Below are 17,736 nucleotides of genomic sequence, written 5' to 3'. Positions count from 1 at the left end.
GGTCGGCGATAGGCAACGCTGCATCGTATCGCCGCCGGTTGGGTCGCCGCCGTCGCATATGGGGCTGGCGGCTCTTGCGCCGCCGCCTCATCCAGCCGGACCCGCTCGGCGGGGCCCCGGCTGCGCGAGATGCGCGGACTCCTCGGCGGTATCGATCCGGCGACCGAAGGCACCATACGCGAACGTAATGCCTGATTTAGAATTAAATCCGGTAAGACGTCCGGCCGGCCGGGTCGGCGACCGCCGCTACAGTGATTGCCGCGACCGCGCGCACGTGCGGTCCGGATTCACTAAGGGGTACGGACATCAACGCCAGCGAGGACAACGGCGCCAGCGGGCCCCGTGCCACCACCGCGCCCCCCTCCGCCGCCAACCAGGTCGACCTCGGCGGCCTGGCCGCCCTGCGCTCGGTGCTGCGGATCCGCCCCTTCCGGCGGCTCTGGATGGTCCTCGGCGTCGCCTCGCTCGGCGACTGGCTCGGCCTGCTGGCCACCGCGACGTTCGCCTCCGCCCAGGTCGACAGCGACGCCGCGAAAGGTGTCGCGTTCGGCTCCCTCATCGTCGTCCGGCTGCTCCCGGCCCTGGTCCTCGGCCCGATCGCCGGCGTCCTGGCCGACCGGTGGGACCGTCGCTACACGATGGTCGTCTGTGACCTGCTGCGGTTCCTGCTGTTCCTGTCGATCCCCCTGGTGCCGCTGTTCGGCGGCTCGGCCGTGGCGACCGTCGGCTGGGCCGGCATCGCCACCTTCCTCATCGAGAGCATCACCCTGGTGTGGATCCCGGCCAAGGAAGCGGCGGTCCCCAACCTCATCCCGCGGAGCCGGCTCGAAACCTCCAACCAGCTCACCCTCATCACCACCTACGGACTGGCCCCGGTCGCCGCCGCGCTGGGGCTGTCGGCGCTGGACCGGGTGCTGCGCTCGGCCGTGCCGACCCCGCCGACCTGGGCCGAAGCGGCCAGCCTGTCGATGTACTTCAACGCCTTCTCCCGGCTGGCGCTCGCCGTGGTCGTCTTCTACGGCATCAAGGAGATCAGCGGACGCGCCAGCGCCGCGCCCCGCGACAGCGAGAGCATGCTGCGGCAGTTCATCGACGGCTGGAAGTACATCGGCACGACCCGGCTGGTCCGCGGCCTGGTGCTGGGCATCCTCGGGGCGTTCGCCTGCGCCGGCGTCGTCATCGGCGCCGCGCCGTTCTTCGCCCGATCCCTCTCGGCCGGCGAAGCCGCCTTCTACCTGCTGTTCGGCGCCATGTTCATCGGCCTGGGCATCGGCATCGGCGCCGGCCCCGCCCTCGTCCGTGCGTTGTCGCGTCGCCGCTGGTTCGGTTTGAGCATCGTGCTGGCCGGGGCGTCGGTGTTCATCCTGGCGTTGGCGATCCACCTGTCCATGGCCCTCATCGGCGCGGTGCTCGTCGGCGCCGGCGCCGGAATGGCGTTCCTGGCCGGCACCACCCTGCTCGGCAGCGAGGTCGGCGACGACGTCCGGGGCCGGGTCTTCGCGTTCATCCAGACCGCCACCCGGGCGGTGCTCGTGCTCGCCATCGGACTCGCCGCCACCCTGGCCGGCGTCGCCGGCTCCCGGCGCGTCAACATCGGCGTGGTCGACGTGTCGCTGTCGTCGACCCGGGTGCTGTTGCTGGTCGCCGGCGTGGTGAGCGTCGTCGCCGGCATCAGCGCGTTCCGACAGATGGACGACAAGCCCGGCGTCCCGGTGCTGGCCGACCTCTGGTGGTCGATGCGCGGGCGCCCGCTGACGATGACGCCGCCAGCGGTCACGACCGGGCTGTTCGTCGTCTTCGAAGGCGGCGAGGGCGCCGGCAAGTCGACCCAGGTCGCGGCGCTCGCCGAGGCGCTGCGGTCCCAGGGTCGGGCCGTCACCGTCACCCACGAGCCCGGCGCCACCCGCATCGGCGCCCAGATCCGGGCGCTGCTGCTGGACCATCCCGACGGCGCGCCGGCGCCCACGGCGCGGGCGGAGGCGCTGCTGTACGCCGCCGACCGGGCGCACCATGTCGCGACGGTCGTCCGGCCGGCGTTGGAGCGCGGGGAGATCGTCATCAGCGACCGTTACGTCGACTCGTCGCTGGCCTACCAGGGCGCGGGCCGGGAACTGGCCGTGGCCGACCTCGCCTGGCTCTCCTCCTGGGCCACCAACCACCTCACCCCCGACCTGGTGGTGCTGCTCGACATCGATCCGGCGGTGGGGCTGGCGCGGGTGGCGTCGCGCGGGTCGGCGGACCGGTTGGAGGCCGAGTCGGTGGCGTTCCACGAACGGGTCCGTAACGGGTTCCTCGACCGGGCGGCCGAGGACCCCACCGGGTACCTCGTCATCGACGCCGCCGCCGACCGCGACAAGCTGTCGGAGCGGATCCGCGACCGGGTCGGCGAGGTGCTCGCCGCCGCCGACGTCTCCGGCCCCGCCGTGGGCGTCCGATGATGGGCGCCCCGGTCTTCGAGAATCTGGTCGGCCAGGCCGAGGTGGTCGCCACACTGGCCGCCGCCGCCTCGTCCGCCGCCGCGTTGCTGCGCGGCGAGCCCGGGGACACCGCCGCCATGACCCACGCCTGGATCTTCACCGGGCCACCCGGCAGCGGCCGGTCGGTGGCCGCCCGCGCGTTCGCCGCCGCGCTCCAGTGCCACACCGGCGCCGGCTGCGGAACCTGCCGCGGCTGCCACACGACCCTTGCCGGCACCCACGCCGACGTGCGGGTCGTCGCCCCGGAAGGGCTGTCGATCGGCGTCGGCGAGATGCGCGCGCTGATCCTGCGGGCGGCCAGCGCCCCATCCGGCGGACGCTGGCAGGTGGTGCTGGTGGAGGACGCCGACCGGCTCACCGAAGCCGCCGGAAACGCCCTCCTCAAGGCGATCGAGGAACCGCCGCCGCGAACCGTCTTCCTGTTGTGCGCCCCGTCCACCCACCCCGATGACATCTCGGTGACCATCCGGTCCCGGTGCCGGGTCGTCCCGCTGCGCCAGCCCGCCGCCGCCGACGTGGCCGCCGTGCTCGCCCGCCGCGACGGCATCCCCGCCGACCGGGCAGCCTGGGCCGCCGCGGCCGCCCAGGGCCATGTGGGGCGTGCCCGCCGGTTGGCCAGCGACCCGGCGGCCCGGGAGCGGCAGGCCGCCGTCCTGGCTATCCCGCAACAGCTCACCGGCGTCGGCGCCTGCTTCGACGCCGCCGCCGCGCTCATCGCCGCCGCTGAGGCGGAGGCAGCCGCGACAGTGGCCGAGACGGACGGCGCGGAACGCTCCGCTCTGGAGACCGCACTCGGCGCCGGCGGCACCGGCCGGGGCGCCGCCGGCGCGATTCGTGGGGCCGGCGGTCAGCTCAAAGAGTTGGAGCGGCGTCAGAAGTCCCGCGCCACCCGGGCCCAACGCGACGCCCTCGACCGCGCCCTCGTCGACCTCGCCGGGTTCTACCGCGACGTCCTCTCCCGACAGTTCCGCGCCGACGTCCCCCAGGTGCACGGCGAGGTCGCCGCCGCGGCCGCCCGCGCCGCGGCCGCCTGGTCCGCGGAGAGCGCCCTGCGTAGGTTGGAGGCCGTGTTGGCCTGCCGGGCGGCGATCGCCGCCAATGTCAAGCCGCGGATCGCCGCCGAGGCGATGACGCTCGCGCTCTGGCGGGGCTGACCGAAAGCCGACAGTGTGACGACTGCGGCCACATTCGCCAGGTACCGTGCCCAACCGGGGGACTGAGCGTCATCCGTCACCGGTCGCTGACGTGTTGTCGTCAGCTGGAAAGGGTGGTCTTGCGGTATGCCGGTGGAGATTGACGAGTCCTGGTTGGATGACGCTCTCGAGCGGCACCGGCAGATCGAGAAGCGCCAGGCCGAGTTCGCCGGAGCGGCGGCGCGGCTGGAGGTCACGGTTCGTTCGGCCGACGGGTGGGTAGAGGTCCGGGTGACCGCCGCCGGTGACATCACCGGTATCCGGTTCACCCGGGAAGCGCGCGGGGACAAACTCGCCTCCTCGGTTCTGGAAGCCGTCACCGCGGCCGTTGACGGCGCCAGGTGGGCCAGAGACAAGCTATGGCGGGACGTGTTCAGTGAGTTCCCTTCGCTCAAGGGGGTCCTGCGTGGACAGCATGACCGGTAGCGACACCCACCGCCTGCCGCCACGGACGCCGGTGTTGGCCGACCTCGAGGCGCTCGCCCCGCATCCGCCCGGGTTCGGCGCTGCCGCCTCGGTCCCGCCGCCCGGCGACAGGATCGCCGAGCCCGTGCCGACCGACGGTCTCCCGGCCGCCTCGCACACCCCGGCCGCCTCGCACACCCTGGCCGTCCGTGACCTCATCAGCGTGTCCGACTCGCTGAGCGAGGCAGGCGACCGGCTCGCCGCCGCTGCGCCCCGGCTGGCCGCCTCAGAAGGCTCGGCGGTCGACTTCGGCGGCGACCACGGCGGCCGCGCCGGAGCGTTGGGCCGTGAGCTGTTCGGACACTGGAGCCAGACGCTGCTCGCCCGGCAGCGCGAGATCGGCGAAACGATCGAGCAGCTCACCGAACTCGACGCGGTGGTGCGTCGGGCCGGGGCCGCCTACGCCGACGTCGACGCGGCCGCGAGCGCTCTGCTCGGACGTCGGGAGACGTGATGGACGCGTTGGACCTCGTCCTGGAGGCCGCCTGGCCGATGCTCCACAAGGTCGAGAGCGTGATCCGCCACGCCGGGGTGCCCGCCGGCCATGCGGTCGGTCCCCTGCTGCGCGAGCTGGGCGCGCTCCCCGTCGACGCGGTGGCCGCGGTCGTCGCGTTACGCCCGGGGGCGTTGGCCTCGGCCCGCCGAGACCTCGGCCCGCTCGGTGAGGCCTACGCGGCGACCCACCACGCGGTGAGCTGTTCCCCGACCTGGTCCGGCCCGGCCGCACAGGCGTACGCGCACCGCGCCGGGGCGCTCGCCACCCAGATCGACGACGGCGCCGCCGCCCGAATGGGGGACACCGTCGCCTACGGGGAGGCGATCGCCGCGTGGATGGTGACCGCCCGCACCGAACTGGCCCGCACCCTCGGCCGGGTCATCGGATCGGCCCAGGCGGTCACGCTCACCGGGAACGCCGGCCCCGACCTGGACGTGGTCAGCGCGGCGGCCGACATCGCCGCCGAGGTGCTGGGGGCGCTCGCGGCCGTCTACGACGACGGGCAGCGCCTCATCGAGGCGTGGGGGCGACGGGTGGAGTACGCGCCGCTCGGCAGCCCGTCAGCTGTCGTCTGGGCGGACGGCGTCCGGGTGGTCGGGTCCCGCCCCTGAGCCGCCACCGGCAAGTGGCAGGCTTGCGGGATGGGCATGTTGTGCGCGGTCAGCTTCAACCGCTACGGGCGGCTGTACTACCTCGATCCCGGGGACCTCCGGCCGCAGGTCGGCGACCGCGTCCTGGTGCCCACCGACGAGGGCCCCGAGGTGGCCGAGTGCGTATGGGCGGCCGGCTGGGTTGAGGAGGACACCGCGGGCTTCCCCCGCCTGGTGGGCATCGCGGGCGAGCCGGAGCTGCGGCGCGACGAGCTGCTGCGCCGCGCCAAGGCTGAGGCCAAGGTCGCGACGAAACGCCTCATCCGGGACCACGACCTCCCCATGAAAATCGTCGGCGTGGACCACCTCCTGGCCACCAGCGACGCCTCGGCGCGGACCACGATCTACTTCACCGCGCCGCACCGGGTCGACTTCCGTTCCCTGGTGCGGGACCTCGGCGCCACCCTGCGACACCGGGTGGAGCTGCGTCAGCTCAGCGCCCGCGACTCCGCCCGGGTCCAGGGCGGCATCGGCTCCTGTGGGCGGGACCTGTGCTGCGCCACGTTCCTCACCGATTTCGAGCCGGTGAGCATCCGGATGGCCAAGGAACAGGACCTTCCGCTGAACCCGATGCGGATCTCCGGCGCGTGCGGCCGGCTGATGTGCTGCCTCAAGTACGAGCACCCGTTGTACGCCGACGGCGGCGACTACCCCGCGGCCGGCCAGCGGGTCGAGACGCCGGACGGGTCCGCGAAGGTCGTCTCCCGTCATCCCCCGAGCGGGACGGTGACCGTCCGGCAGGTCTCCGACGGTTCGACGAAGCGGTGCGGCCTGTCCGAGGTCTGCGGATCGCGCCGCGCCTACGAGTCCCGGCCGGCCGGCGCTGACACCCCGGCCTGAGCGGCAGTGCCCGCTGGTTCGCCCGGGGCCGGCCCGCCCGGGGTCAGTACGATGGGCGGCTCGGCAAGCCGGACGGTCAGGGGGGTGGCGGGGGCCAGCCAGGGCGCGTCGGCGGGGTCGTCCGGGCGCGGGCGCCACTGGTGGCAGACGTTGTCGACGGCCAGGGGGTAGATCGTCAGCGTGCCGTCGTCGGTGATCCGCAGGCGCAGGAACGACTTGGCGTCCTCGATCCCCTGGCCGGCGAACAACTCGTTCAGGTTGACCCGGAACAGGCTGGCGACCAGCAGATACACCGCCACCAGCACCCCACCCAGCACCCCCAGCGCCGGCCCGTACACGGCAGCGGCCGTCAAGGGCGGCAGCGGCCACACCCAGTCGATGACCGGCAGTCGCGTCCACAGCAACGCCCCGCCCAGCCCCAGCGCCAGGTGCGCGACCCCGTGCGCCAGACCGAGCGTCACATGCCTGGCGGTCCGCCGGGCGCCGGTGCTCGGCGGCTTGGCGAACAGGACCGTCGCCAGCGTCATCATGGTCAGCATGATGCCGGCCGGGATGCTGAACAGCCGTTGCTCCTCGCCGTCGCCCGGTCCTACTACCAGCTCGGCGATGCTAAGCATCCACAGCGTGTGCAGGATGCCCAGCATGGTGAGGAAGCCGGGGTTGCGCCACGGGAGCCGGGCCACCACGCCCCAGGCGTACCGGCGGGACCGCTGCGCCGTCGGAAAGGCGCCCGCGAGCGTGAACGTCCGCGGCGGACTGTGGTCGGGCCGGATGGCATCCGGCGAGGGGACCGTCACCGTCGACGGCAGCTGGTGCGTGCCGGCAAGGTAGGCCCCGCCCCCGCCGCAGGTGATCAGCTCCCGGTCGGGGCCGTGGTACCGGGCGTAGTGGTGCAGGTCGCCGGCCAGGATGAGCCGGACGCTCGCCCCGGTCGGAGCAATCACCGTGCGGAGGAAGTAGTCGAGGGTGTCGTAGGCGTCCGGCCGGTCGCTTGCCTTCACCCACGACGGAGACGGGGTCGCCAGAATCACCCGGTGATGGGACCGTAGCTGTCCGCCAGCCTGCTCGAAGTACCGCAACTGCGGATCGTCTAGGTAGGATCCGAACTGCTCGTCGATGGCGTATAGCCACCAGTCCCCGGGCAGTCGGACCGCGAAGTAGGACCGCGACTGCTCCGTCCGCCATCCGCCCACCGACCCGGTCCTCATCCGGACGAACACCCGCAGGAAAGCGGTCAGGCCGTCGTACCAGTCGTGGTTGCCCGGCAGCGCGTACATGGTCGGCCGCGGCCCCGACGGCGGTGGAACCGGCAGCGCGGACCGGTAGGGCCCTTTGAATCGGTCCTCATAGTCGTCCATGCTCGCCGTCGGGTAAACCTGGTCGCCGCCCAGCACCAGCGCATGCCCGCGCGGCAGCCGCTGCCCGTCGACGACCAACTCGGGTTGCGCCAACAGGTACGCCACCGAGTACGTGGCGTCGAAGCCGTCACCGAGGTCCGCGACATAGTCCAACCACAGCTCGCCACCGTCGCCGGGCTGGTGGTGAATGTCCGACGGCAGAGAGTTCTGCAACTCCCGCTTGTCCAGGTACGCCCCGAACAGCGTCGCCAGCAGCGACCGTAGCCCGGTGCTCAACAGCAGCAACGGCGCCAGCCACGGCACCGGTCCGCGGGGCGTGAAACCCAACTCGCGCGGATCCAGGCTCGCCGGGCGGCGCGGTAGCCGGGCCGCCCGGCGAGACGCTTTGTCCCTGGTCGCGGGATCGCCCGGTCCGGCCTCGTGGCTGGGGTCGGACGCTACGCGCGGGGCGGAGGCATCGCCGGTCATGGATCGAGGGTAGCGGGGCGCCTCCGGCTCGTCGTCGGATCGCCCGCCATCTCGTGGCGCAGCCCGCCACCCCGCATGCGCCGATGGCGGATCGCGTACACTGATCCATCGTTGCCGCCTTAGCTCAGTTGGTAGAGCGACGCACTCGTAATGCGTAGGTCGACAGTTCGATTCTGTCAGGCGGCTCCACCCAAAGGCCCAGGTCAGACCGTTCTTGACGGACCATGACCCGGGCCTTTGACCTTGTCGGAGAGGCCAGAGCAGCCAACCGAGCAGCCAACTACTTCTCGCCCCACAGAGCGCCCTGCACCCGGCCGGCAGCGTCCCGAGCGACCTCCGGCGCGACATGGGCGTAGGTGTTGAGCGTGACGCTGATCTGCGAGTGACCCAGAATCTCCATCACGACCCTGGCCGGGACGCCCTGGGCCAGGAGCACCGTCGCGGCGGTGTGCCGCAGGTCGTGGATGCGGACGCGGCGCAAGCCTGTGCGGTGCAGGATCTCCCGGAACGACCGGTAGTCGTTGCGCGGGTGGACCGGCGTTCCGAGCCCGGTACAGAAGACCAGCCGCGGATCGGCCCAGGTGTCCGCGTTCGTCCTCTCGTCGTGCTGCCGCTCCTGGTGAACGCGCAGCGCCATCAACACCGACGGTGGCAGCGGCAGGGTGCGTCGGGAACGGGCGGTCTTTGTGTCGACCCGGACCAGCTCGCCCGAGTCGGGGTCGCGCTGGAGTTGGGCGCGGATGCGGACCGTGGCCGACTCGAAATCGACGTCATCCCAGTGCAGGCCCAGCGTCTCGCCCTGCCGCAGCCCCAGGGACACCGCCAGCAGCCAGCGTGCTTCCAGACGCAACCCGGAGATGGCCTTGAGGAAGGCCCGGGCCTCGTCGAGGGTGAACGGGTCCACTTCGGTGTGCGGCAGCGACGGCGCGTCGACGAGGGTCACCGGGTTCGTGTGGATCACACTCCACCGGACGGCGATGTTCAACGCCCGACGCAGGACCGCGTGCAGACGACGGACGCTACCGGCAGACAGGACGTCCAGCCGGTCCCGGTAGAAGGCTGTGATGTGTACGGGAGTCAGCTTGTCCAGCCGATGCCGCCCGAGCAGCGGGCCGATGTGGTGCTCGACCTCCTCGCGGTACCGGTGCAGCGTGCTGGGCCGAACCTTGGCGGCCGCCACCTCGGCAAGATAGGTCTCCATCCACTGACCGAGGGTTGGCACCCGACCGGTGTTCAACCGACCGGCTTCCGCCAGGGCCTGCATTTTTCGGACCGACTTGGCGACCTCGGCCCGGGTCTTGCGGGTGACGTACTTCCGTCTGCGCTTCCCGTTGCTCCAACCGAGGTCGACCACCCCGCGCCACCTGCCATCGGTGAGCTGGTAGATCGAACCTTCGCCCCGGCCTCGACGTTTCCCGCTCATGCCGCCGCTTCCATCTCGGCCACGACAAACTCCCGCAGTGCCTCGGCGGGAATGCGGCGGGACCGGCCTACCCGGATGGACCGCAACCGGCCGGAGGCCATCAACTCGTAGACGGTGGAACGGCCGAGGCTGAGCACCCGCGCCGCTTCTCTGGGGTCGTACAACAGCTTTTCCATGGCGGTGCTCCTGTTCATGCATGGGACTGGGCGTTATTGAGGGCGGTGCCGATTTCGTGGGCGAGTTCGTCGCGGGCGGCTTGTGCTCGTCGACGGGCCATGTCGGCGGCGGTGTTGGCCAGGAAGGCGTCGGCCGTGGTGTGCCAGCCGGAGGAGGCGAAGCGCAGCGCCGCGACGGCGAGGGCCTGGTCCTCGTCGACGTCGACGGCGGTTGCGAGGGGGCCGGACGTTGACGCCTGGGTGGTTTCGGCGCGGCGGAAGTCGACGCGGACGGCGCGCAGGACGGCGAAGGTAGTGGAGTAGCGGCGGGCCTTGGTGAGGAAGTGGCCGCCGTAGCCGAGCATGTGTGCCCATCTGCGTAGGCCGTCGAAGCCGGTTGCGGCGGGTCGGCCGAGGTGCCAGCAGGCGTCAATGAGCCGTTCGGTGTGGCTGCCTTCGGGGTTGGCGTAGAGGTCGACGGTGTCGTCGGTCAGGCGGGTCGAGGAATGGCCGGCATCCTCGGTGGCTTTGGTGGCGTACTTGGCCAGGTAGCCGGCGACCTGCCCGTCGGTGATCGAGCCGTCGCCGTGGAGGGTGACCGGCCGCAGGTCAAGCGCCTTGTCTGGGTCTCCCCAATTGATGAGCCAGCCGCGCGGGTGGTCCGGGTGCGCCGCGGTACGCAGCTGTGCGGTGTGAACGGCGTGGGTGAGGACGTCGACCAGGTCCTCGATGCTGATGCCGTCCGGGGGAGGGATGACGGCGGCCGGGTCGTGGGGGTCGACGCCGTCCAGGCGCAGGATGGCGTGGAAATGGACGACGCCGCGGCGTTGGAACTCCGCGACCTTGCCGTGTGCGATGCGGGCCGGTGGTTTGTAGGTGACGCGGCCGGAGTTCGAGACTTTGGGCACGAAGGGGATCCGTCGGGCGCGGCAGAGTTTGGCGAGCTGCCGTTCGGCGATCTCCTTGGTGCGTCGCCACAGCAGGCCGGCGTGGTTGTTCCAGATGGCGTGGTGGTCGTAGTCGTAGCAGTCCGCGCACAGCGGCGTGCCGACGATCGGGTCGGTGTCGTCGTGCCGGTCGAAGCAGGCGATCTGGACCCCGTGGGGGCAGATGGCCGGGTCGCGGCGTGCGTGGCAGGGCTCCGGGCGGCAGGAGCATCGGCGCGGGTTGCCGCAGGCGCACGTCTTGACGTAGCGGGTGTGAACGGTTCCGAAGGAGGGCGCGGTGAAGGTTCCGAACAGGGTGCCGTGTCCGGCGACGGTGGCGGGGACGCCTTTGCCGCCGATGAGGCCGGCGCGGATGAGCTGGTAGGCGTCGGCCTGGTAGGTGCGGGCGCACGATGGACACAGCCTGGCGCGGCGGGTGCCGCACGCCTTGTAGATAGTGGCGTCGGGCAGGTCGTTGGTGTGCCGGTGCTCGACGATGCGGCCGGTGGACGACTGGACGGTGAACAGGTCGCCGGCGAGCCGGACCGGGCGGGTGCAACCGGCAGCGGACCGGACGTGTTCCAACCACCCGAAGTAGTCCGGCTGGCCGGCTCGCGCCAGCAGGGAGCTGACGCCGGGTGGTGTGCGGTCGGCGTTCGACACCGCACCCCGAGCCGCCGGGGGTGCCGGGGTGCGGGGTGTGATGTCCAGCGTCGAGCGCATGGTTCAGGCCGCCCGTCCGGTGGTTCCGGCACGTAGCCGGGCGGCGTGGGCGGCGATGTTGGTGATCTGCCCGTCGTCGAGGTAGGCGACTTTGATGCGGCGGGGGAATCCGCCTTCGGCGAGGAGGAGGGCTTCGCCTTGGTTGGTTGGTGGGATGTCGGCGGCGTTGTGGCCTTGTTCGGCCCAGCCGTGTCCGAGGACGATGTTGGAGCTGTTAGGTGTCGTGCACCGGAACGCCGCCCGGTATCCGAACAGGTCCCGCAGGGACGTTGGGATGATGTCGAACGACGGCCGCTGGGTGGCGGCCACCACGGGGATGCCGGCGGCGCGGCCCCGGGCGACCAGGTCCCGCAGGAGTGCGACGAACTCGTCTTGCTCTTGTTTGGTTCCGACGGTGGCGGAGTAGTAGGCGATCTCGTCGATGATCGCGGTGATGATGTCCATGCCATCGCCCGCGGTGACCTTGCGGCGTTTGCGGTTGCGGAGCCAGGCGTAGCGGTTGTTCATCACTTGTTGGAGGCGGCGTAGGACGGCCAGGGCGTGGGTGATGTCGGGTCCGACGAATTCGTCGGCGCTGTCTTCCCATTGGCCGAGTTCGACGAGTTTGCCGTCGAACAGGACCAGGCGGGTGTCGGTGGATAGGGCTGTGTGGGCGGTGATGAGGTTGAGGAGTCCGGATTTGCCTCCGCCGGGTTCGCCACCGGCGAGGAGGTTGCGGTAGACGAGGTCGAGGGTGACGGGTTGGCCGTATTCGTCGATGCCGAGGTCGATCGGGTCGAAGATCGACATGCCGACGGGGTAGACGTCGGCGAATGTGCTGTTCACGGGGTGGCACCTCAATTCTTGGGAAGTGGCGGGCGGGACGACCAGGGCTGTGGGCCGTTGGTCGTCCCGCTCACGCGATGTTGGTTAGCCGGCGATCGGGTCGCGGGCGGGGATTTGGTTGGCGTGCCTGGCGGCGGTGGCCAGGTCGTCGGCCAACGCACAAGCGCCGAAGAACGCGGTGTTCAGGGCGACGACTGCGGCGTCGGTGTCGTCGGCGATGGCGTCGAGGTGGACGCCGAGCTGGTGCAGGGTTTGCGGGAGTCGCTGCACGGCCTGGTGCAGGTCGATCAGCACGTCGGCGATCGAGGACGGGTACGGCAACGTGGTTGCGGCGTTGTCGGTGAGGGTGGCGTGGTTGAGGTAGCGGACCAGTTCCCCGATGGCCGCAGTAGCGGCGGTGACGTTGTTGGGGGTGTAGTCGTCGGCGTAGAGGTCGTCGAGGGCGTTGGTCAGGTTCATGCCTGTCCCTCCGCGGTGTCGTTGAGGCGGATGAAGTTGATGACGGTGGGGTCGATGGCCCCGGCGTTGGTCAGGTACTTGTGCAGCCGGTCGATGTCGGCGGCGGTGGCGATCGGGGCCGGGGTGGTGACGACGGTGCGGCCGTGGCCCTTGGCGTGCATGAACGCCACGTAGTACGTGACCTGCGAGTTTTCAGACATGGCGAAAGCTCCTCAGCAGTCGAAAGGGGAAGGGGTTAGATCCAGTCGGCGATGTCATCGCCGGGGCCGCTGTCGGCGGTGGTGGGTTTGTTCGGGCCCGGCTTTGCCGGTGTGGCCCGTTGGGTTGGTGCCGGCGGCACCGGCGGGGTGGTGACGTCGGCGAGGTTGACTGCCGACGGCTCGATGGCCGGCTCAGCCGGCACAGCGGTGGTGGTGGGTTGCTCGTCGACGAGCAGGTCGGCCAGCGGTGAGCTGACCGGGTGCCCGAGGACGCGGTTGCGTTTGATGTCCAGCCGCACATACGCGGCGTTGGAGGTGGATGCTCGTTCGACAGTGGCCGCATCTGACCAGCAGGTGACGGCGATCTTGTCGAGCCGGCCGTGTAGGTCGGCCAGGGCGAGGCCTGGGCGTAGGTACACCCAGCAGCGGACCCCGACCGGGGTGGGCAGCGCCCACAGGATCAGGGGGAGGGAGCCTTGTTGGTTGGAGATGATGAAGGCGGTGAAGCACACCCGCAGTCGGTGGCGGATGACCAAACACCACGCCCAGGACACAATGAACCGGCGCGACACGGGGATGGCCGCGGGGACGGCGACGAGCACGATCACGACCGCGATGCGGGTGGGCAGGTTGGTGTTCTCGACCAGGGCCACGAACCCGAAGCCCAAGGCGGCGGTAAGCAGGATTTCTGGTAGCCACCACCAGATCCGGACGATGACCGGCCAGATGCGAACTGCCACCCAAGCGGCGGAACCGGACAGCAGCCCGACGGCTGCGCCGGCTATGGACGCGGCGATCGGGTGCCACCGATCAGCCATGATGAGCGCGAACAGCAGCCACGAGCCGATGCCCGTGAGGTAGAACGCCAGCAACGCCCGGCGGGCGCTGGAACGGTGAACCTTGGCCTCGATGACGGTCACGGTGCCGCCAGCACGACGCCCGAAAGCGCGCGTGGGCTTAGACTTGGACACGACAAAGTCCTCCCTGCAAGGAGACGGAGTCAGAAAGTGGTGGCGGGGGTCGGCTGGTTGCGAGCCTGTTGCCGACCCCACGCCGGCGAGATGGTCAAACCGACGACGTCGGCGACCGGCGGGCATACCGGAACCTTGATGGAACCGGCCCGCTGATCATCAGCGGGGAAAGCCCGCTGGAGTTGCAGTCAAGACACCTACAGGTGACGCAGTCGAACGGTAACGCCAGGACTACTTAGCAGCCGGGGAAGACCCGCCAGCAGGTGCGGCGTGCAGCGAGGTCGAGCGGTACGCGACGCCGTTACGCCCGTTGGTCGCCCACGGGATGGCCTCAAGCTCAGACAGAACAACAACCTGACCCACCTTCACGTTCGGCTTCTCGCCAGCCGTCGTGATGGCGATCACGTCGCCGCCCGACTTGTCGAGCACGATGACCTGAGTCGACCACATCAGCCGGCCCGTACCCTTCTCCGATCGCTGATTACCATGCTGGTCCGTCTTCGGCTCCACATCCTTGGCCACCGTGAACTGCTTACCCGTCATGTCCACCAGCAACTTCATGGGTGTCCTCCTAGATCATGAGCGCGTCCTTGCTGGACGACTGCTCCGTTGAGGTCCACTGTCGTCCGAGGGAAGGTGACGACATCACCACAGCGCTGGACATCTAAGGACGTCCTCGGTACGTTCAAGACGTCCCTATACGTCACGTATGAAGGCGGCGGTATGGCGAATGAGCGACTGCGCGACGCGCTGCTCAAGGCAGGTCTGACCCCCGCTGCGCTGGCAGATCATGTCGGGGTGAACGCTAAGACCGCCGAGCGTTGGATCACGATGGACCGTCCGCCGTACCCGCGTCACCGGCACTCGATCGCTGCGCTCCTGCGGGAGCGAGAGTCCTACCTGTGGCCGTCGGCGTTGCCGGAGCAGCGGTCGGTGAAGGTCGCTGAGTCGGAGCTGGTTCACGTCTACCCGCGTCGTTCGGCGGTGCCGACGGAGGTCTGGCGGCGGTTGGTGGAGCAGGCAGAGGAGCGAATCAGCATCCTCGTCTATGCGGGTCTGTTCCTGCCGGAGATCGAACCGCGGTTGATCCGCCTGATGCGTAGGAAAGCCGAGTCAGGTGCCTCGGTGCAACTGCTCCTTGGCGATCCCGAGTCGGCGACGGTCGCCCAGCGGGGCGCGGAAGAGGGCATCGGCGACGCGATGGCGAGCAAGGTCCGCAACGTCCTGTCGTTCTACAACCAGCTCCAGGGCGTGCCCAACGTCGAGGCTCGATTCCACAGCACGACCCTCTACAACTCGATCTACCGCTTCGACGACGACATGCTCGTCAACACCCACGCCTACGGCTTCCCAGCCGCACACGCCCCAGTGCTGCACCTGCGGGAGCTTTCGGGAGGCGACCTGTTCGGCACGTACGCCGACAGCTTCGACCGCGTATGGTCCGGTGGCCAGCCGGTATGGGGGTCGGCCGTGGCAGGGTAGAGCCATGGCCCGTACCGAGCACTTCCACAACCCGGACGCCCCGATGCCGAACAGCATCGTGGTAGCGGTGACGGTGTTCGTGCGTGACGACCATGACCGGGTGCTGCTCATCCGACGTACTGACAACGGTCTCTGGGCGCTGCCCGGCGGAGCCCAGGACTTCGGCGAGTACATCGCCGACACAGCGGTCCGCGAGACCCGTGAAGAAGCCGGGGTGATCATCGAGGTCGTTGGTTTGGTGGGCATCTACACCAACCCGAACCACCTGGTCGAGTTCAGCGACGGCGAGGTGCGTCAGCAGTTCTCCATCTGCTTCCGCGGTCGGTACGTCAGTGGCGAGCTGGGCACCAGCAGCGAGACATCCGCCGCGCAGTGGGTGGAGCGAGCCCATCTAGACGAAATTGCCATCCACCCGTCGATGCGCCTGCGGATTGACCATGGGTTTGAAGATCGACCAGAGCCCTACATCGGCTGACGAAGCCGCGCCTCAACACGTCTGATGGCCGCCAGCAAGGTCGGCTCGGCCTTAGCCCAGAAGCGAGTGACGACGTCGTCGGGGCCGTAGCGCCGCCGGATTTCGGCGAGGCGGTCGGCGGCGTTCAGAGTCTGGCCATCGGGGCCGGTGGTCATGTCGGCGAACCAGAGGGCGTCGGTGGTCGGCGACTGTTCGTTTCGAAACTCAGCCAGTGCCTCGCTGAGGCCACGCTCAGCGGCCTCGAAACTGGCGCAGGAGTGGTGAGCGACCAACGCCGCGACTCGTGGAGCATGGCCAGATCGGGCGAGCCAACGAGCACCGTCGAGCGCATGAAGCCCGGTGTCGACCAAGGACGGGGCGTACCCGACGTCATGGAGCCAGGCTGCGCACGCCAGCACCCCGCGGTCCTCAGCCGGGAGAATACGACCGATCTCCTCGGCCTTGTGCCCAACCGCCTGGACATGACGCCAGCGGCGTGGCAACGCCTCAGCAAGCAGACCTTCGGCCACCGAACGAGCGGCAGCGACGGCATCGGACATGCGCTCAGCGTAGGGAGCACCACCGACACGCGCCACCGGGCGCGCTCGTCTACCTGCGGGCCTCAGCCGTGCCGGAGCCCGCTCCCGAAACCGCGCTGATGTCTTACTGCATGCTCGTCGACCGTTTCGCCGCCCACATCGCCATCACAAGGGGTGATGAAACGGTGAGTGGGCAGGAAGTCGCCTGTTGCGCTTCCCACATGGAAGGGCGCAGGAGGGGACTGCGTGAATTTTCTGGTCGTGATACGGCAGCGGCCCATCGACTGCCGCAGACCCGTTGAGTCCTGCCGTTTTTTCCCAAAGATCCTATTCAGATGCCTGTGCCTTGTTGGGAGAGCTGACGAAAGCCTCGTGACGCTCCGAGTTGGATGTGGCCCACGCCGGTTACTGTGCACGGCGACGGTTGCCCTGCGGCAGGCTGTCGGAATCATTGACGCTTTGAGGAGTGCTTGTGACGTCTCGTGCCTTGGCGATGTTCGGAATCTCGATCCTGGTGGCTAGTGGTGTGGCAGCGGCACCGGCAGCCGCCGTCGCGCCGGGCGACCATGGGGCCGTTGAGGCACCACTCTTCGATGAAGACGGCAACGTCATCGAAGGCGACGCACAGGAAACTGAGGTCGAGTGGACCGGCGACCCGGTTCCACCGATCGACACCAATGGCACCTTCGCCTGCCCTGAGGTCAACAATCCGCCGAGGTACAAGCTGAAGAAGTCGGTCAAGTTCATCATCGCGAAGACTGACCCGTTCTCCAGCTTCCTCCAGCCGGGGCAGACCGCCAAGTACACGACGACGAAGTCCAACGAGTTCCAGGCCCAGGTGACCGTCGGTGTGTCGGCTGAGGCGGGAGCGTTCCTAGCCAAGGCGGCGGCGAAGCTCGATATTCAGGTCAGCAACAAGTGGGTGGCTGGGACCGGCAGAGAGGTCTCAGACACGAACAAGACGAAGAAGGCGTACCGGGTGCGCCTTGGTAACGCTGGCTACCGCGTCATCGAGACGATGACTAAGATCGTCCCGCCATGCAAGGCAGTCACGAGGACGACTTGGGATGTTGTTGCCCCGGATCCGGGCGACCTCACCCTCGGCCGTTTCAAGAACTAAGGGGATAGTTTGCGAAATATCATAGTTGGTGCCGGCGGCGCTCTGTCGCTCGTCGTGGCGGCAACGCTCGTGGGCTGCACCGCCGAATCTAAGCCGAACGTCACCCCGACGGCCACCGCGTCGGCCACCTCTAGCGATGCGGGAACGCCGCAAGCCAGCGAGATCTTGAAGCAATCGCTCCCCGGTGAAGCTGACCCAGTCAAGGGAGCCGGGCCGATGGCCGGCGCAGTGGGTAACACGATTGGTCCGCAGACCAAAGCCGGATCGGTTTCGGTGCTGTTCGTATGCACCGGCGGCACTGCGTACACCATCACGCTGAAGCGTAACGGCGACAAGATCCCCGACAGCGTTGAGCAACGAAAGTGTGACAACAGCATGTACCGAAAGTCCGTACCGTATCGGGCCGGAGACACCCTCGGGTTCGGCGTCGATGCGCAGGCCCCGCAGCTGGGCACGTACGCCTACGGATATGTCGACTCCAGCGAGTAGGCGAAGCGCAACTTTGAGCGGCC

20 protein-coding genes and 1 tRNA gene are annotated in these 17,736 nt (G+C 69.4%); 11 read left to right on the top strand and 10 right to left on the bottom strand.

Translation table 11 applies throughout. The annotated features are described in order from the left end of the window. Positions 1-443: 443 nt before the first annotated feature. From tmk to ABD287_RS00470, 6 genes are all read left to right on the top strand, one after another. Positions 444-2,438: a dTMP kinase gene (tmk, locus tag ABD287_RS00495; RefSeq protein WP_344167689.1), complete on the top strand. Its 1,995-nt coding sequence runs from the start codon at positions 444-446 to the stop codon at positions 2,436-2,438. Next, entirely contained in the window at positions 2,438-3,631 is a 1,194-nt protein-coding gene (locus tag ABD287_RS00490) for a DNA polymerase III subunit delta' (RefSeq protein WP_425565471.1), read from the top strand. Before tmk ends, ABD287_RS00490 begins: the two co-directional genes overlap by 1 nt. Before the next feature lie 126 nt (positions 3,632-3,757). After that, entirely contained in the window at positions 3,758-4,096 is a 339-nt protein-coding gene (locus ABD287_RS00485; RefSeq protein ID WP_344166640.1) for a YbaB/EbfC family nucleoid-associated protein, read from the top strand. After that, positions 4,077-4,589 (top strand): hypothetical protein, encoded by a 513-nt coding sequence (locus ABD287_RS00480; RefSeq protein WP_344166638.1) that lies wholly within the window; start codon positions 4,077-4,079, stop codon positions 4,587-4,589. The genes ABD287_RS00485 and ABD287_RS00480 overlap by 20 nt, the downstream gene beginning before the upstream one ends. After that, positions 4,589-5,242 carry a hypothetical protein gene (locus ABD287_RS00475; RefSeq protein ID WP_344166636.1) on the top strand — a complete coding sequence of 218 codons (654 nt, stop codon included), beginning with the start codon at positions 4,589-4,591 and terminating at the stop codon, positions 5,240-5,242. Before ABD287_RS00480 ends, ABD287_RS00475 begins: the two co-directional genes overlap by 1 nt. A 30-nt stretch (positions 5,243-5,272) precedes the next feature. Then, positions 5,273-6,121, top strand: a complete 849-nt coding sequence (locus ABD287_RS00470; protein ID WP_344166634.1) for a PSP1 domain-containing protein — start codon at positions 5,273-5,275, stop codon at positions 6,119-6,121. Here ABD287_RS00470 and ABD287_RS00465 read toward each other — a convergent pair. Further along, the gene (locus ABD287_RS00465; protein ID WP_344166632.1) at positions 6,082-7,947 is read right to left on the bottom strand and encodes a metallophosphoesterase; all 1,866 of its coding nucleotides are present in this window, start codon (positions 7,945-7,947) and stop codon (positions 6,082-6,084) included. The two genes, ABD287_RS00470 and ABD287_RS00465, sit on opposite strands and share 40 nt — an antisense overlap. Before the next feature lie 113 nt (positions 7,948-8,060). On the opposite strand from ABD287_RS00465, the gene ABD287_RS00460 reads away from it, so the two are divergent. After that, positions 8,061-8,136 (top strand) — tRNA-Thr (locus ABD287_RS00460). 91 nt (positions 8,137-8,227) lie between these two features. Here the strand turns inward: ABD287_RS00460 and ABD287_RS00455 are convergent. From ABD287_RS00455 to ABD287_RS00420, 8 genes are all read right to left on the bottom strand, one after another. Further along, positions 8,228-9,370 (bottom strand): tyrosine-type recombinase/integrase, encoded by a 1,143-nt coding sequence (locus ABD287_RS00455; protein WP_344166630.1) that lies wholly within the window; start codon positions 9,368-9,370, stop codon positions 8,228-8,230. Further along, the gene (locus tag ABD287_RS00450; RefSeq protein WP_344166628.1) at positions 9,367-9,546 is read right to left on the bottom strand and encodes a helix-turn-helix domain-containing protein; all 180 of its coding nucleotides are present in this window, start codon (positions 9,544-9,546) and stop codon (positions 9,367-9,369) included. Before ABD287_RS00450 ends, ABD287_RS00455 begins: the two co-directional genes overlap by 4 nt. Before the next feature lie 14 nt (positions 9,547-9,560). Further along, positions 9,561-11,174 carry a replication initiator gene (locus tag ABD287_RS00445; RefSeq protein ID WP_344166626.1) on the bottom strand — a complete coding sequence of 538 codons (1,614 nt, stop codon included), beginning with the start codon at positions 11,172-11,174 and terminating at the stop codon, positions 9,561-9,563. A 3-nt stretch (positions 11,175-11,177) separates the two neighbouring features. Beyond that, complete coding sequence (locus ABD287_RS00440; RefSeq protein WP_344167686.1) at positions 11,178-11,963, bottom strand: FtsK/SpoIIIE domain-containing protein; 786 nt, start codon at positions 11,961-11,963, stop codon at positions 11,178-11,180. Positions 11,964-12,083: 120 nt separating this feature from the next. Beyond that, positions 12,084-12,458, bottom strand: a complete 375-nt coding sequence (locus tag ABD287_RS00435) for a hypothetical protein (RefSeq protein ID WP_344166624.1) — start codon at positions 12,456-12,458, stop codon at positions 12,084-12,086. Beyond that, a complete protein-coding gene (locus tag ABD287_RS00430) occupies positions 12,455-12,658 on the bottom strand; it encodes a hypothetical protein (RefSeq protein WP_344166622.1) in 204 nt (67 codons plus the stop codon). Before ABD287_RS00430 ends, ABD287_RS00435 begins: the two co-directional genes overlap by 4 nt. 35 nt (positions 12,659-12,693) lie before the next feature. After that, on the bottom strand, positions 12,694-13,629 hold the full coding sequence (locus ABD287_RS00425; RefSeq protein WP_344166620.1) for a hypothetical protein: 936 nt from the start codon (positions 13,627-13,629) through the stop codon (positions 12,694-12,696). A gap of 231 nt (positions 13,630-13,860) precedes the next feature. Next, entirely contained in the window at positions 13,861-14,190 is a 330-nt protein-coding gene (locus ABD287_RS00420) for a hypothetical protein (RefSeq protein WP_344166618.1), read from the bottom strand. Positions 14,191-14,352: 162 nt separating this feature from the next. Here ABD287_RS00420 and ABD287_RS00415 point away from each other — a divergent pair, with 162 nt between their 5' ends. Both ABD287_RS00415 and ABD287_RS00410 read left to right on the top strand, forming a co-directional pair. Then, positions 14,353-15,111, top strand: coding sequence for an XRE family transcriptional regulator (locus ABD287_RS00415; RefSeq protein WP_344166616.1), 759 nt, complete (start codon positions 14,353-14,355; stop codon positions 15,109-15,111). A gap of 4 nt (positions 15,112-15,115) precedes the next feature. Then, entirely contained in the window at positions 15,116-15,586 is a 471-nt protein-coding gene (locus tag ABD287_RS00410; RefSeq protein ID WP_344166614.1) for an NUDIX hydrolase, read from the top strand. Here ABD287_RS00410 and ABD287_RS00405 read toward each other — a convergent pair. After that, positions 15,574-16,125: an HD domain-containing protein gene (locus ABD287_RS00405; protein WP_344166612.1), complete on the bottom strand. Its 552-nt coding sequence runs from the start codon at positions 16,123-16,125 to the stop codon at positions 15,574-15,576. The two genes, ABD287_RS00410 and ABD287_RS00405, sit on opposite strands and share 13 nt — an antisense overlap. 451 nt (positions 16,126-16,576) lie before the next feature. Here ABD287_RS00405 and ABD287_RS00400 point away from each other — a divergent pair, with 451 nt between their 5' ends. Next, positions 16,577-17,224, top strand: coding sequence for a hypothetical protein (locus ABD287_RS00400; protein ID WP_344166610.1), 648 nt, complete (start codon positions 16,577-16,579; stop codon positions 17,222-17,224). 9 nt (positions 17,225-17,233) lie between these two features. After that, entirely contained in the window at positions 17,234-17,713 is a 480-nt protein-coding gene (locus ABD287_RS00395) for a hypothetical protein (RefSeq protein ID WP_344166608.1), read from the top strand. Positions 17,714-17,736: the final 23 nt, after the last annotated feature.

Source organism: Pilimelia columellifera subsp. columellifera, assembly GCF_039532605.1.
GTDB lineage: Bacteria > Actinomycetota > Actinomycetes > Mycobacteriales > Micromonosporaceae > Pilimelia > Pilimelia columellifera.
Note: the sequence above shows the minus strand (reverse complement) of the source record. Positions and strands in the feature narration are given on the sequence as shown.